This is a genomic window from Massilia sp. NBRC 108631 (assembly GCF_059704565.1).
In genome coordinates, this window is record NZ_BAAKJE010000261.1 from 1 (window position 1) to 15,198 (window position 15,198).

General features: G+C 65.8%; 14 protein-coding genes. 10 read left to right on the forward strand and 4 right to left on the reverse strand.

Annotation, left to right across the window (positions count from 1 at the left end; translation table 11 throughout):
- From AC6H42_RS28045 to AC6H42_RS28075, 7 genes are all read left to right on the forward strand, one after another.
- Positions 1–333 (forward strand): thiamine phosphate synthase (locus tag AC6H42_RS28045; protein ID WP_497549459.1); only part of this gene is annotated, 333 nt, incomplete at its 5' end.
- Positions 334–378: 45 nt separating this feature from the next.
- Positions 379–1,008: an ANTAR domain-containing response regulator gene (locus AC6H42_RS28050; protein WP_057154435.1), complete on the forward strand. Its 630-nt coding sequence runs from the start codon at positions 379–381 to the stop codon at positions 1,006–1,008.
- 186 nt (positions 1,009–1,194) lie between these two features.
- Complete coding sequence (locus AC6H42_RS28055) at positions 1,195–1,629, forward strand: response regulator (RefSeq protein WP_057154436.1); 435 nt, start codon at positions 1,195–1,197, stop codon at positions 1,627–1,629.
- The gene (locus AC6H42_RS28060) at positions 1,626–2,039 is read left to right on the forward strand and encodes a response regulator (protein ID WP_057154437.1); all 414 of its coding nucleotides are present in this window, start codon (positions 1,626–1,628) and stop codon (positions 2,037–2,039) included. The genes AC6H42_RS28055 and AC6H42_RS28060 overlap by 4 nt, the downstream gene beginning before the upstream one ends.
- 58 nt (positions 2,040–2,097) lie before the next feature.
- Positions 2,098–3,204, forward strand: coding sequence for an S-(hydroxymethyl)glutathione dehydrogenase/class III alcohol dehydrogenase (locus AC6H42_RS28065; protein ID WP_497549460.1), 1,107 nt, complete (start codon positions 2,098–2,100; stop codon positions 3,202–3,204).
- Positions 3,205–3,399: 195 nt separating this feature from the next.
- The gene (locus tag AC6H42_RS28070; RefSeq protein WP_497549461.1) at positions 3,400–5,574 is read left to right on the forward strand and encodes a M56 family metallopeptidase; all 2,175 of its coding nucleotides are present in this window, start codon (positions 3,400–3,402) and stop codon (positions 5,572–5,574) included.
- A 54-nt stretch (positions 5,575–5,628) separates the two neighbouring features.
- Positions 5,629–7,938, forward strand: coding sequence for a UvrD-helicase domain-containing protein (locus AC6H42_RS28075; RefSeq protein WP_057154440.1), 2,310 nt, complete (start codon positions 5,629–5,631; stop codon positions 7,936–7,938).
- Positions 7,939–7,957: 19 nt separating this feature from the next.
- Here the strand turns inward: AC6H42_RS28075 and AC6H42_RS28080 are convergent, their stop codons facing one another.
- The 4 genes from AC6H42_RS28080 to AC6H42_RS28095 all read right to left on the reverse strand — a co-directional run bounded on the left by AC6H42_RS28080 (position 7,958) and on the right by AC6H42_RS28095 (position 12,012).
- The gene (locus AC6H42_RS28080) at positions 7,958–8,815 is read right to left on the reverse strand and encodes a CPBP family intramembrane glutamic endopeptidase (protein WP_497549462.1); all 858 of its coding nucleotides are present in this window, start codon (positions 8,813–8,815) and stop codon (positions 7,958–7,960) included.
- The gene (locus tag AC6H42_RS28085; RefSeq protein ID WP_497549463.1) at positions 8,812–9,294 is read right to left on the reverse strand and encodes a MarR family winged helix-turn-helix transcriptional regulator; all 483 of its coding nucleotides are present in this window, start codon (positions 9,292–9,294) and stop codon (positions 8,812–8,814) included. The genes AC6H42_RS28080 and AC6H42_RS28085 overlap by 4 nt, the downstream gene beginning before the upstream one ends.
- Positions 9,295–9,395: 101 nt before the next feature.
- Positions 9,396–9,983: a response regulator transcription factor gene (locus AC6H42_RS28090; protein WP_057154443.1), complete on the reverse strand. Its 588-nt coding sequence runs from the start codon at positions 9,981–9,983 to the stop codon at positions 9,396–9,398.
- Positions 9,984–10,002: 19 nt separating this feature from the next.
- On the reverse strand, positions 10,003–12,012 hold the full coding sequence (locus AC6H42_RS28095; RefSeq protein WP_057154444.1) for a sensor histidine kinase: 2,010 nt from the start codon (positions 12,010–12,012) through the stop codon (positions 10,003–10,005).
- A gap of 117 nt (positions 12,013–12,129) precedes the next feature.
- On the opposite strand from AC6H42_RS28095, the gene AC6H42_RS28100 reads away from it, so the two are divergent.
- From AC6H42_RS28100 to AC6H42_RS28110, 3 genes are all read left to right on the forward strand, one after another.
- Positions 12,130–13,116 carry a TRAP transporter substrate-binding protein gene (locus AC6H42_RS28100; RefSeq protein WP_057154445.1) on the forward strand — a complete coding sequence of 329 codons (987 nt, stop codon included), beginning with the start codon at positions 12,130–12,132 and terminating at the stop codon, positions 13,114–13,116.
- A gap of 82 nt (positions 13,117–13,198) precedes the next feature.
- Complete coding sequence (locus tag AC6H42_RS28105) at positions 13,199–13,771, forward strand: TRAP transporter small permease (RefSeq protein ID WP_057154446.1); 573 nt, start codon at positions 13,199–13,201, stop codon at positions 13,769–13,771.
- On the forward strand, positions 13,768–15,048 hold the full coding sequence (locus tag AC6H42_RS28110) for a TRAP transporter large permease (protein WP_057154447.1): 1,281 nt from the start codon (positions 13,768–13,770) through the stop codon (positions 15,046–15,048). The genes AC6H42_RS28105 and AC6H42_RS28110 overlap by 4 nt, the downstream gene beginning before the upstream one ends.
- Positions 15,049–15,198 lie beyond the last annotated feature (150 nt).

Consider the following 15,198-nt stretch of genomic DNA (forward strand, 5'->3'; position numbering starts at 1 on the left):
TACGGCGACATGCAGCTGGCGCTGGACGCGCAGGACGCCGGCGCCAGCTACGCCGCCTTCGGCGGCTTCTACCCGTCGCGCGTGAAGCAGTACGCCGTCACCACCCAGCCGGCCATCCTGGACGAAGCGCGCCGGCGCATCGGGCTGCCGCGCGTGGTCATCGGCGGCATGACGCCGCACAACGCCGCGCCGCTGGTGGCGCGCGGAGTGCAGATGGTGGCCTGCGTCAGCGGCGTCTACATGGCGCCGGACCCGGCCCGGGCCGTGCGCGATTTCAACGCCTTGTTCACCGCCCAGGCCGGGCACGAAGAAATTCGCTCCAGCGCGGCGTGATCGTTTTATAATCGGTCGCATTATCTTCCGCTCAAGGTTGCGACCATGAATGCACCCACCCCGGCGAAGCGCCTGATACTCATCGTCGACGACGACCAGTTGCTGGCCGCCTTCCTCAGCGAAGTGCTGGGCCATGCCGGCTACGACACGGTGCTGGCCTATTCGGCAGACCAGGCGCTGGCCCAGGTGGCCGAGCGCGAGCCGGACATGGCCCTGCTCGACATCCACATGCCCGGCATGTCCGGCCTGGAACTGGCCAAGCAGCTCAACCGCAACACGTCGGTGCCGTTCATGTTCCTGTCCGGCCGCGGCGACAGCGACGCCGCCAAGCAGGCCGCCGCCTACGGCGCGGTGGGCTTCGTGGTCAAGCCGGTGGACGAGCAGCACCTGATGCCGGCATTCGAAGCCGGCCTGGCGCGGGCCGACGAGATCCGCCAGCTGCGGCGCACCGAACTGAATCTGAACGCCGCGCTGGCCGCCGGGCGCGAAACCAGCCTGGCCGTGGGCCTGCTGATGTGCAAATTCCAGACCGACCGCAACACCGCCTTCGAAGTGCTGCGCGACCATGCCCGTTCCAGCCGCCGCAAGATCAATGAAATCGCCGACCAGTTGCTGACCGCCGAGGAAACATTGAATGGCTTGCATGCTGCTTTTAATACACGGCTGAAAAAATAAGATCTGCTTCTTTTCGGAAATACGCTAAACTACCGCCATAGCCCGGGGTCCTGAACCGCCCCCGCTCGCTTTCCCCATTCAGCGCGCCCTTTCCCTGCCGCTGTATCTGAATTTCGGCCCAGCTCCGCCGACCTTGCATCCTGAATTCAAGCAAACTGCAGCCCATGGCTGCGGGCGGAGAACACCATGAAAGACGATTTGAACACCCTGGACGGCGTCCTGGAAGAGCTGGCGGCCGAGTACCAGGAAGTGCCGCGCGTGCTGCACGTCGACGGCGACGGCGATTCGGCGCTGGTGCTGGCCACGCTGCTGGTGCCGGAAACCGAAGTGCACCACGCGGCCACGCTGGCCGACGCGGTGCGCGCCGTGGAGCAGGCCAGCTTCGCGCTGGTGGTGCTGGACCCCGACTTGCCGGACGGCGACGGCACCGAGCTGCTGCAGCGCCTGCGGCAGCAGCAGGAGAGCACCCCGGTGCTGCTGTACTCGGCGCGCCATCCCGGCCTGCGCACGCAGGCGCACGCCTTCCTGCCCAAGCCCTGGACCTCCCCGCGCCAGCTGTGGCGCACCGTGTCCCACATGCTGGGCATCGAGCCGGTGGCCATGCAGGAGGAGACAACATGAGCGGCGAGCTTAGCAGCATCCTCTACGTGGAGGACGACCCGCACGTGCGCGGGGTGGCCAAGATGGCGCTCGAAGTGATCGGCCATTTCCAGGTGCGCGACTGCGGCTCCGGCAGCAACGCGCTGCTGGTGGCGGCCGATTTCCAGCCCGACCTGATCCTGCTGGACGTGCAGGCGCCGGGCAGCGACGGCGTGGCCACGCTGGCGCAGCTGCGCCGCATGCCGCACCTGTGCTACACCCCGGCCATGTTCGTCACCGGCCTGGTGTCGGCCGCCGACGTGGCGCGCTACGTGGCGGCCGGCGCGGCCGGCATCATTGCCAAGCCGCTCGAGCCGCTGCGGCTGGCCGGCCAGTTGCGCCGCCTGTGGAACGAACGGCGGACGGCGGGGGCGGGCTTGTTGCCGGTGTAATCTTGCATTCCTTGTTATCATGCGGGTTATCCCGTTTAATGAGACACAGGAAACAAGCATGAAAACCAAAGCAGCCGTGGCATGGCAATCCGGCGCTCCGCTGACCATCGAGGAAGTGGAACTGGGCGGCCCGCGCGAGGGTGAAGTGCTGGTGGAGATCAAGGCCACCGGCATTTGCCACACCGATTACTACACCCTGTCCGGCGCCGACCCGGAAGGCATTTTCCCCGCCATTCTCGGCCATGAGGGCGCCGGCGTGGTGGTGGACGTCGGCCCCGGCGTGAAAACGCTGAAGAAGGACGACCACGTCATTCCGCTGTACACGCCGGAATGCCGCCAGTGCAAATTCTGCCTGTCGCAAAAAACCAACCTGTGCCAGTCGATCCGCTCGACCCAGGGGCGCGGCCTGATGCCCGACGCCACCAGCCGTTTCTCCATCGACGGCAAGCCCATTTTCCACTACATGGGCACCTCCACCTTCTCCAACTACATCGTGGTGCCGGAAATCGCGCTGGCCAAGATCCGTTCTGACGCGCCGTTCGACAAGGTCTGCTATATCGGCTGCGGCGTCACCACCGGCGTGGGCGCGGTGCTGTTTACCGCCAAGGTGGAGGCGGGCGCCAATGTGGTGGTGTTCGGCCTGGGCGGCATCGGCCTGAACGTGATCCAGGCTGCCAAGATGGTCGGCGCCGACAAGATCATCGGTGTCGACATCAACCCGGCGCGCGAAGAGATGGCGCGCAAGTTCGGCATGACGCATTTCGTCAACCCGACCAAGGTGGACAACGTGGTGGACGCCATCGTCCAGCTCACCGACGGCGGCGCCGACTACAGCTTCGAATGCATCGGCAACACCACCACCATGCGCCAGGCGCTGGAGTGCTGCCACAAGGGCTGGGGCCAGTCCATCATCATCGGCGTGGCGGCGGCCGGGCAGGAGATTTCCACCCGTCCGTTCCAGCTGGTCACCGGCCGGGTGTGGAAGGGTTCCGCCTTCGGCGGCGCGCGCGGCCGCACCGATGTGCCGAAGATTGTCGACTGGTACATGGAAGGCAAGCTCAACATCGATGACCTGATCACCCACAAGCTCAAGCTGGAAGACATCAACCAGGGCTTCGACCTGATGAAGTCCGGCGAATCGATCCGTTCCGTGGTCGAATTCTAAGCGCCGCAGTTTCCCCGCCATTCCGCCGCCTGCACCGCGCAGGCGGCATTCTGTCGCAAATCCCCCGCACCGCCGCGCACTACGCGCTACCTTGATGCTCCGCCCCGCCACCTGCGCGGCTGGAAGTAGAAAAAAAATTCTAGACAGTGCGTTCTAGATCATTTAATCTACATTGCATATTTCAAGGAGTCTTTCATGGCCGAGTTGCTGTCCCTGCTGATGCCCGCCATAGGCTGGTCGCTGCTTCATTTCGTCTGGCAGGGCCTGCTGATCGGCTGGGCGGCGTCGCTGGCCCTGCAACTGTTGCGCAACGCCCGCCCGCAGGCGCGCTACGCGGTAGCGTGCGCCGCCTTGCTGCTGTGCGCCGCGCTGCCACTGGCCGGCATCGTCTGGCGCGTGCTGGACGCGGCCGGCGCCGCGCCCGCCGCAGACCCTGCCGTGCTGCTGATGGCCGGCTCCGGCGCGTTGGGCGGCGCCGCCGTGGCGATGCCAGTGCTGATGGAGGACGGCTGGCTGATCTCCTGGCAATACATGCTGCAGCGGCAGCTGCCCTGGCTGGTGCTGCTGTGGGCCAGCGGCGCCGCGTTCATGACCTTGCGCTTGTCGCTCGGCCTGATGTGGGTGCGCGAGCGCACCCTGGAAGCGCGGCAGGCGCCCAACCTCCAATGGCAGCAGCGCCTGGACCGCCTGGCGCTGCGCCTCGGCCTGAACCGCCCGGTGCGCCTGGCGGTGGCCGAACACCTGGACTCGCCCATGACGGCCGGCTGCTGGAAGCCGGTGGTGCTGGTGCCGGCGTCCTTGCTCACCGGCATGCCGGCCGGCCTGCTGGAAGCGCTGCTGGCGCACGAACTGGCCCACATCAAGCGCCACGACTACTTGGTCAACCTGGTCCAGAGCGCCATCGAGATTTTGTTGTTTTACCACCCGAGCGTGTGGATGCTGTCCCGGCACATCCGCGACGAGCGGGAGCAGATTGCAGATGATTTAGCCGCAAGCACGCTCGGCGAACCGCGGCGCCTGGCCCTTGCACTGTCCGAACTGGACCGCTTCCAGTTCGCCACCCCCCAGCCTGCGCTGGGGGCTCAAGGAGGAAACCTCATGTCCCGTATTAAACGCCTGGTCCGCCCAGACAGCCAGCCGCTGAGCTGGAAGATTGCCGCGCCCCTGTTCGGCCTGTGCACCGCCTGCGCCGTGCTGTACGCCCACGCCGCGCCGCAGCCGCCGGCCGTGCCGCCGGCGCCGGCCCTCGATGCGCCGGCCGTCCCGGCCGTGCCCGCCGTCCCGGCCAGGATGGTGCCTGTTCCGCCGCCCGTCCTGGCCATGCTGGACCCGCCGGCCGCCGCCAAGCCGCAGGTGCCGGCCGCGCCCGAAGCGCGTCCGGCGCCTGCGCCTGCACCTGCACCTGCACCTGCGCCGGCTCCCGCGCCTGCAGCCCGTCCGGCGCCGGCTCCTGCGCCTGCCCCGGCGCCAGCGCCTGCCCCGGCCGCCGTAGCCGCCCCCGCTGCGCCGGCCGCCCCCGCAGCCGCAGCGGCGCCGCCAGCGCCCATGCTGTCCGGCGAGCCTTCGGCGCGTGCGCCGGGACGCGTCCGCATGAACTTCGGACGCCTGACCATGAACGACAAGGCCAAGGATGCCTACGGCATCAAGCGTGGCGACGGCTATACCGCGATCTACTCCGGCCGTGGCGACATGGCGGAATTGAGCCGGCTGGAGGACGCCGTGAAGGGTGACTTCATCTGGTACCGCGACGGCAACCAGGCCTGGCTGATCAAGGATCCCGCCTTGCTGGCCAAGGCCAGCGCCGCCTGGGCGCCGGCCGATGCGCTGAACCTGCAAATGAAGGAGCACAACAAAGCCATGGAGCAGCACAACAAAGCCATGGAAGCGCTGAGCGAGAAGATGCGCGCCGCGTCCGAGCAGTCCGAGCGCGCCGGGCGCGGCGTGCAGCACGACAAGATCGAGCAGGTCGCGCGGCAGCAGGAAGCCGTGGCACGCAAGATGGAAGCCGTGGCGCGCAGAATGGAGCGCAGCCGCGACGCCGGTGCTGCCGGCGCCGATCGTGAAACGCTGCAGCGTGAAATGGACGCGCTGACAACGCAAATGGAGCCGTTCAAGCAGCAAATGAAGGAACTCACCGCCGAATTTGCGAAAGCGCACGCCGAGATGGCCGCCAGAAAAGCGCCCATGCAAGCACTGAGCGCGCAAATGCGCGAAGCCAGCAAGCCGATGCGGGAGCTGGGCCAGAAGATGGGGGAGCTGGGCCGCGAGCAGGGCCGCCTGAGCCGCGAGGCCGACGAGGCCGTCCGCGCCATGATCCAGGAAGCCGTGCGCAGCGGCCGTGCCGAGGCCGTGCCGGCGCCCAAGGGCTGATTGGATATCCAGTGTTTTATACCGGGGCGCAGCCTGCCCCGGTATAATCACGGGATGCAAAATCTCCTCCACAACCTCAATCCCGAGCAACTTGCCGCCGTCACGCTGCCGGCCCAGAGCGCGCTGATCCTGGCCGGCGCCGGCTCCGGCAAGACCCGCGTCCTGACCACCCGCATCGCCTGGCTGATCCAGACCGGCCAGGTCTCGCCGGCCGGCATCCTGGCGGTAACGTTCACCAACAAGGCCGCGAAGGAGATGCTGACGCGTCTGTCGGCAATGTTGCCGATCAATACACGCGGCATGTGGATCGGCACTTTCCACGGCCTGTGCAACCGCCTGCTGCGCACGCACTACCGCGACGCGGCGCTGCCGCAGACCTTCCAGATCCTCGATTCGCAGGACCAGCTGTCGGCCATCAAGCGCCTGCTGAAAGCCTTCAACATCGACGACGAGAAATTCCCCGCCAAGTCGGTGATGTACTTCATCAACAGCGCCAAGGACGCCGGCCTGCGCGCCGCCGACGTGGAAGCCTACGACGCCAACGAACGCAAGATGGTGGAGCTGTACGGCCTGTACGACGACCAGTGCCAGCGCGAAGGGGTGGTGGATTTTGCCGAACTGCTGCTGCGCAGCTACGAGCTGCTGAGCCGCAACCAGCCGCTGCGCGAGCATTACCAGCAGCGTTTCAAGCACATCCTGGTTGACGAATTCCAGGATACCAACGACCTGCAGTACAAATGGCTGAAGCTGTTGTCCGGCCAGGGGCAGAGCCAGGGCAGCAGCGCGCTGTTCGCGGTGGGCGACGACGACCAGAGCATCTACGCCTTCCGCGGCGCCAACGTGGGCAATATGCGCGCCTTCGAGCAGGAGTTCAACGTCAAGAACCTGATCAAGCTGGAGCAGAACTACCGCTCGCACGGCCACATCCTGGATGCGGCCAATATGCTGATCGCCAACAACAGCAAGCGCCTGGGCAAGAACCTGCGCACCGACGCCGGGCACGGCGAACCGGTGCGCGTATACGAAGCCAGTTCGGACCTGCAGGAAGCGCAGTGGATCATCGAGGAGACCAAGAGCCTGATCGGCGAAGGCGCCTCGCGCAGCGAGATCGCGGTGCTGTACCGCTCCAACGCGCAGTCGCGCGTGATCGAGCACGCGCTGTTCTCTGCCGGCATTCCGTACCACGTGTACGGCGGCCTGCGCTACTTCCAGCGCGCCGAGGTCAAGCACGCCATCGCCTACCTGCAGCTGATGGACAATCCGCACAACGACTCGGCCTTCCTGCGCGTGGTGAACTTCCCCACGCGCGGCATCGGCGTGCGCACCATCGAGAACCTGCAGGGCGCGGCGCAGCAGTACGGCATCTCGCTGTACGCGGCGGTGCCCTATATGACGGGCAAGGCCGGCACTTCGCTGGCCGGCTTCGTCAAGATGATCGAAGGCATGCGCTTTGAAACGCAGCAGATGGCGCTGCCCGAACTGGTGCGCGTGGTATTGGAGGGCAGTACCCTGCTGACCCACTACGCCACCGAGAAAGAGGGCGCGGACCGCATCGAGAACTTGGAGCAGATGGTCAGCGCGGCCACGCAGTTTGTGTCAGAAGAAGGCTACGGCCAGGGTGCGCCCGCACACCTGGGCCCGCGCGCGGACGCGCAGGCCGGCGCACCCATCGTCAATGAAGACGGTATCGAGATCCTGGACGCGGACGCGCCGCTGGCCACCGTCATGTCGCCGCTGTCGGCCTTCCTGTCGCACGCTTCGCTGGAGGCGGGCGACAACCAGGCGCAAGCCGGGCAGGATGCGCTGCAGATGATGACGGTGCACTCGGCCAAGGGGCTGGAATTCGACAACGTCTTCATCACGGGCCTGGAAGAGGGCCTGTTCCCGCACGAAAGCAGCTCGAAGGAGGACGGCGGCGTGGAAGAGGAACGGCGCCTGATGTACGTGGCCATCACGCGCGCGCGCAAGCGCCTGTACATGTGCTTCTCGCAGACCCGCATGCTGCACGGCCAGACCCGCTACAACATGAAGTCGCGCTTCTTCGACGAGCTGCCGGAAGAGTCCCTGAAATGGCTGTCGCCGAAGGTGCAGTCGCACTGGTTCGCCAACAAGAAATCCGCGTGGGACGAGGCGCCGCTGAACCTGGGCAGCGACAACGCGCTGGCCCAGCGCATGGCGCAGAAGTCGGGCGGCGGCAGCGGCTGGCGCATCGGCGAATCCGTCTCGCACGGCAAGTTCGGCGAAGGCGTGATCGTCAACATCGAAGGCAGCGGCGCCAATTGCCGCGCGCAGATCAATTTCGGCAGCTTCGGCATGAAGGTGCTCGACCTGAGCGTGGCCAAGCTGGAGCGGCTGGGCCGGTAGGCCGCCGCAAGCTTGCGGATCAGGCCACCGTGCCGGCGGCCGGCTGGCGCGCCAGCAGTACGGTAACGGCAACGACGGCCAGCAGCGTGACGGCCGACGCCTCCAGGCCGTAGCTGCCGCCGCTGAGCCATTCCGGCCCGTTCAGGCGGCCGATGATCCAGCCTTTGGCTGCGCCGCCGGACACCGGCAGCGAGAACACGGTGCCGGTGATGAAGTTCCAGGCGAAGTGCAGGCCGGCGGCCAGCCACAGGCGGCCCGTCTTCAGGTAGGCGGCGCCGAACATCACGCCGGCGGCCACGGTGATCACCAGGCCGAGCGCGCTGACGCCGTCGTTCGGGAAATGCGCCAGCGCGAAGACGAACGACGACATTGCCAGTGCCCAGCGCGTGCCCAGGGCGTTTTGCAGGATGCGCAGCAGCATGGCGCGGAACAGCAGTTCTTCAAACACGGCCACCAGCACCAGTTCGGCCACCGGCTTGAAGAGGGCGGGCCAGCCATTGTTGCCCACCACCTGGAAGGCGCCGGCCGCCGCCAGCGCGCCTATCACCCCCAGCGACAGGGCCGTCCCCCAGGCGATGCCGGTGGCGGTCTCGCGCGCGGCGCCGGCCAGGGCCAGTTCGTCCGGCACGCGCTTTTCGATTTTCGCCACGTAGAGGCGGTAGCCCAGCACGCACAGCGCGGCGGCCAGCAACTGCGGCCACGCCACGCGCATGGATTTTTCCAGCGCCACATGCGCAAACACCAGCACCGCCGCCACCGGCAGCACCATGGCCAGCGTGGCCAGCAGGATGCGGGTCAGCGGCCAGCGCGCGACGCGCGCGCCAAGGCCGGCGGACGGTGCGGGGGAAGTTGGAACAGCGTGCTGCGTAGCGTTCATGATGCCTCCTGGTGGCCGGCTTGTTTTTCGGGGCCGCTTTCGGTGTCCGCGTTGCGGGCGGCGCGGATGCGCGCGCCGAACGGTTGCCGCTCCAGCGCAGCGATGGCGTGGGCCAGCGTTTCCGACAGCGGGTAGGGCAGGTCGGCGTCCAGGCTGCGCGCCGCCGCCGCCGTGGCTTGCCAGCACTGCTGCAGCTGCGGCAGCAGCGCCTGGCCTTGCGCGCTCAGGCTGATCATCTTCTGGCGGCCGTCGAGCGCACCGGGCTCGGATGCGATCAGCCCGGCCTTGAGCATCAGCGCGATGGTCTGGGTGGCGGCCGGCTGCGTGATGCCGGCCGCTTCCGCGATCTGGCCGATGGTGCGCGGCTCGCCCTGCATCAGCGCGCGCATCACCGGCGTGTAGCGCGGCCGGTAAGCCAGCCCCGCTTCCTCGTAGGCGGCGCCTACCGCCCCGTCCAGCAGGTCGATCAGATGGCGCAATTGGGTTCCAAGTCCAGGTTTCATGGGGAAATAATATCAGCAGTTATATAAGTGGTAAAGTAATTTTTCGGCAAGGCAGGCGGGCGCCGCTGCGGCGCGAATTATTTCAGCAGGCCGGCCAGTTCGACAGCGGTCTTGACCTGCATCTTGTCGAAGATGTGGGCGCGGTGGACTTCCACCGTGCGCATGCTGATGCCGAGCTGATCGGCCACTACCTTGTTCATCTTGCCGGCCAGGATCAGGTCCAGCACTTCGCGCTCGCGCGTGGACAGCGTGGCCAGGCGCGCGTGCACGGCGGCCGAGGCGCTTGCCTGGCGCGAGTTGGCCAGGCCTTCCTGCACCCGGTCCATCAGCTGGTTGTCGTTGAAGGGCTTTTCGAAAAAGTCGAAGGCGCCGCGCTTGAGGGTGTCGACCGCCATCGGCACGTCGCCGTGGCCGGTCAGGAAGATCACCGGCAGGCGCTGCGTCAGGCCGCGCGCGGCCAGCTGGTCGAACACGGCCACGCCGCTGATGTCGGGCATGCGCACGTCCAGCAGCACGCAGTCGCCCTGCGGGTCGAAGGCGGCGCGCTCGGTCCACTCCAGGAAGTCGGCCGCGCTGGCGTAAGCGGTGGCGGCGATGGCGCGCGACGAGGCCAGCCAGGAAAGCGAGTCGCGCACTACGGCTTCGTCGTCCACGATATGCAGCATAGTTAAGTCCCCTGTTGTTTTAATGCGCGCCGGCGGCCGGCAGCGTGAATGCGAAAATGGTGCCACCGGCCGGGTTGGCCTTGTGCACCAGCGTGCCGCCATGGAATTCTATCGCGGTGCGGCAAATGCTCAAACCCATGCCCATGCCTTCGGCCTTGGTGGAGAAGAAGGGCGCAAACAGGCGCTCGGCCACGTCGTCCGGGATGCCGTGGCCCTGGTCGATCACTTCCACCATCACCTGCGCGGCCGCCGCGTCGTGGCTGGCGCGCACGCGCAGCAGGCGGCGCTCGGGCGGCACCTGGGCCATGGCTTCGATGCCGTTGCGGGTCAGGTTCAGCAGCACCTGTTCTATCATGACGCGGTCGGCCAGCACCAGCGGCAGCGCGGCCGGGATATCGGCCTGCAGCGCGACATAGCTCTGCCGCGCCTGTAGTTCGATCAGCGCTTCGATGCCGTCCAGCAGTGACTGGACCGCCACTTCGCGCCGCTCCGGCGCGCGCTTCTTCACGAACTGGTGCACGCTGCGGATGATCTGGCCGGCACGCTGGGCCTGCGCACCGGCCTGCTGCAAGGCCGGCCGCAGCAGGCCGCCGTCGAGCGGCTGGCCGGTGTCCTCGGCGCGCTGCATCACGTTCAGGGCGCCGGTGGTGTAGCTGGAAATGGCCGCCAGCGGCTGGTTCAGCTCGTGCGCCAGCATCGAGGCCAGCTCGCCCATGGTGGCCAGGCGCGCGCTGGTCTGCAGCTTCTGTTCCTGCTGCCGGTTCAGCTCTTCAATGCGCTTGCGGTCCGAAATGTCCAGGATGGAGCCCATCCAGCCGGTCTGCTTGCCGTTGTTGTCGACCAGCGGCGCCTCGAAAATCAGCACCGGCACCCGCTCGCCTGTGGCGCGCTGGAAAATGGTTTCGAACTGCGGCGTGACGTTGCCGGCCAGTACTTCGGCGAAGCGGTGCTGGTATTCGCTCATCACTTCCGGCGCCCAGTAGGGCATAGGCGGCAGCTTGCCGATCAGCTCTTCCGGCGGGTAGCCGACGATCTGGCAGAACGCCGGGTTGACGTAGGTGACGCGGCCTTCCAGGTCGCGCGCGCGCAAGCCGGTCACCAGCGAATTTTCCATCGCGGTGCGGAAGGTCATCTGCTGGCGCAGCGCGCCCTCGGCGGCCAGGCGGCGCGAGATGTGGCCCCACAGCGCGAGCAGGCTCCACAGCAAGGCCAGCGACAGCACGATCACCGAGCCGACCAGCAGGTTGGGCAGCAGGCGCGGCTCGCTCTTGACGCTGTCGGTCAGCAGCGTCACCGAGGTGCCGGGCAGGTCCAGCGCGCGCTTGTGGGTGTAGACGCCGTGGCCGGCGCCGGCGGCCGAGCGGCGCGCCAGCACCTTGTCGTCGCGGTCGAGCAGGGTGATCTGGTTGTCCTGGGCGAACCACCACGGCACCAGCTCGTCGAGCACGGTGGCCAGCGAATAGTGCGCCACCAGCGTGCCGAGGTAGCGCTCGCCACTGTATACAGGGTAGTGGTAGTCCAGGCCGGGCTTGCTGGCGCCGGGCAGGAGCTCGGGCTGGCTGTAGATGGGCTTGCGGGCCAGGCGCGCGTGCTCGGCGGCGGCGCGCGAGTGCGGACCGAGGCCGGACTGGGCCGAGGGCGCCGTGGCCGGATCGCTGGTGGCGGCCACCGAGCCGTCCGGCAGCACCCACATCACGCGGCGGATTTCGTGTCCTGTTTGCAACAGTTGTACCAATCGCGCATGCAATTGTTTCGGGCTCAGATGGCCGGCGGCGATCTCGCCGCTCAGCGTGCGCATGGCCTCTTCGTGGCGTCCCAGCTGGAAGCGGATGGTCTGCTCCACCCACAAGGTGTCGGCAATCAGCTGTTCCTGGCGCTCGCTGCTTTCCATCTGGCGCGCCTGCCACGGCAGCCAGATCAGCACGGCCAGGAAGAACAGCACCAGCACCACCGGCAGCAGCCAGCGCACCGGGTTGGTGAAGTGCGGACGCGGCGGGCGGTCGGTGGCGGAGGTCATGGGGCGGAGCATCAGACTTTCATGTGTCGCCAGCTATTGTGGTTTTCCACAGTTGCCGTGTATCGTACGAATGTTACAAACTGATATGGCACCCATAATAATGTACTTTAACCCCTCGGGAGACCCCACATGAAACTGAAAGCCACCCTGGCCGCGCTATGCGCCGTCGCCAGCTTCAGCGCCTTCGCGCAAGCCCCTATCGTCATCAAGTTCAGCCACGTGGTGGCCACCGACACGCCGAAGGGCCAGGCCGCCGAGCGCTTCAAGCAACTGGCGGAAAAAGCCACCAATGGCCGTGTGAAGGTCGAGCTGTACCCGAACAGCCAGCTGTACAAGGACAAGGAAGAACTGGAAGCGCTGCAGCTGGGCGCGGTGCAGATGCTGGCGCCGTCGCTGGCCAAGTTCGGCCCGCTGGGCGTGAAGGAATTCGAAGCGTTCGACCTGCCGTACATCTTCCCCACCAAGACCGCGCTGTACAACGTGACCGAAGGCCCGATCGGCAAGGGCTTGCTGAAGAAACTGGAAAGCAAGGGCATCACCGGCCTGGCGTACTGGGACAACGGCTTCAAGGTGATGTCGGCCAACAAGCCGCTGCGCACCCCGGCCGACTTCAAGGGCCTGAAAATGCGCATTCAGTCGTCCAAGGTGCTGGACGCGCAGATGCGCACGCTGGGCGCCAACCCGCAGGTGCTGGCCTTCTCCGAGGTCTACCAGGCGCTGCAGACCGGCGTGGTGGACGGCACCGAGAATCCGCCGTCGAATATGTACACCCAGAAGATGCATGAAGTGCAGAAGCACGTGACCGTGTCCAACCATGGCTACCTGGGCTATGCCGTGATCGTCAACAAGAAGTTCTGGGACGGCCTGCCGGCCGACATCCGCACCTCGCTGGAAACCGCGATGCGCGACGCCACCACCTTCGAGAAAGCCATCGCCCAGCGCGATAACGACCTGGCCATGGAAGCGATCAAGAAGGCCGGCAAGACGGAAATCTACACCCTGAGCGCCAAGGAACAAGCTGAATGGCGCAAGGTGCTGCTGCCGGTCCAGAAGGACATGGAAGGCCGCATCGGCAAGGATCTGATCCAGGCCATCAACAAAGAAGCTGCCAAGTAACAGCACCCAGCGGCTCTGAGCGGGGCGGCGTTCTGCCGCCGCCGCTTTCCCCTATCTCGCTTTCTCTGGAAAGATCTCGACCATGAAATTCCTGGACCACCTGGAAGAATGGCTGATCGCGACCCTGATGGGTCTGGCCACTTTCATCATTTTCGTGGCGGTGGTGCACCGCTACCTGTCAGGGCTGCCGATTCCCGGCCTGCAAGACGCCCTGATTCAAATCAACACCAGCTGGGCGCAAGAGCTGTGCATCTACATGTTCGTGTGGATGGCCAAGTTCGGCGCCGCCTACGGCGTGCGGACCGGCATCCACGTCGGCGTGGACGTCATCATCAACCGCATGAGCACGCCGTGGCGCAACAAGTTCGTCATCTTCGGCCTGCTGGCCGGCGCGCTGTTTACCGGCATCGTCGGCACCCTGGGCGCCACCTTCGTGTGGGAAATCGGCCACACCGAACAGACCTCGGCCGACCTGGAAGTGCCGATGTGGCTGGTCTACCTGGCCGTGCCGCTGGGTTCCTACCTGATGTGCTTCCGCTTCCTGCAGGTGATGGTGGCCTTCGTGCGCACCGGCGAACTGCCGAAACACGACCACTCGCACGTCGAGGGCCTGGAAGACGAATTGAAGGCTGAAGAAAAAGGAGCCAAAGCATGAACGCCATGATTATCTTCGTGCTGCTGCTGGCGCTGATGCTGACCGGCATGCCGATCTCCATCTCGCTCGGCCTGACAGTACTGACCTTCCTGTTCACCATGACCGAGGTGCCGATCGAATCGGTGGCGCTCAAGCTGTTTACCGGCATCGAGAAGTTCGAGATCATGGCCATCCCGTTCTTCATCCTGGCGGGCAATTTCCTCACCCACGGGGGCGTGGCGCGGCGCATGATCAACTTCGCCACTTCCATGGTGGGCCACTGGCACGGCGGCCTGGCGCTGGCCGGCGTGCTGGCCTGCGCGCTGTTCGCGGCCGTGTCCGGCTCTTCGCCAGCCACCGTGGTGGCGATCGGCTCCATCATCCTGCCGGCCATGGTGCGCCAGGGTTACCCGAAGGGCTTCGGCGCCGGCGTCATCACCACCTCGGGCGCGCTGGGCATCCTGATCCCGCCGTCGATCGTGATGGTGATGTACTCGGTCACCACCAATACCTCGGTGGGCAAGCTGTTCATGGCCGGCGTGGTGCCGGGCATCATGCTGGCCTTCCTGCTGGGCGTGACCACCTGGTTCCTGGCCCGCAAGCACAACTACCCGCGCATGCCGAAAGCCGGCTGGGGCGAACGCTGGGCCACCTTCCGCAAGAGCGCCTGGGGCTTGCTGCTGATCGTCATCGTGATGGGCGGCATCTACAGCGGCGCGTTCACGCCGACCGAGGCGGCCGCCATGGCAGCCGTGTACGCCTTCTTCATTGCCGTGTTCGTCTACAAGGACTTGAAGCTCAAGCAAGTGGGCAAGGTGCTGCTGGATTCGGCGGCGATGTCGGCCATGCTGCTCTACATCATCACCAACGCCGTGCTGTTCTCCTTCCTGATGACCAGCGAAAACATTCCGCAGCAAATGGCGGAGTGGATCACCGGCCAGGGCCTGGGCGTGATCAGCTTCCTGCTGGTGGTCAACATCCTGCTGCTGCTGGCCGGTAACGTGATGGAACCGTCGTCGATCGTGCTGATCATGGCGCCCATCCTGTTCCCGGTGGCCATGAAGCTGGGCATCGATCCTGTGCACTTCGGCATCCTGATCGTTGTCAACATGGAAGTGGGCATGTGCCACCCGCCGGTCGGCCTGAACCTGTATGTGGCGTCGGGAATCACCAAAATGGGGATTACCGAACTGACCGTGGCGGTGTGGCCGTGGCTGCTCACCATGCTCGGTTTCCTGGTGGTGGTAACCTACGTACCACAAATTTCGCTGTGGTTGCCTAACTTGATTTACTCCTAAACTAAAAATTTTCTTGGCTCAAAAAAATGAGCAAAAAGCGAAGTGGATCAGTTATGATTGCTTCGCTCCAGAGGCAAACAAAACAAATAACGATATCTGCCCTGGTAGCAAGAACATGAGGTTTAGTGGGGAGAGTAAGTAAAATAACGG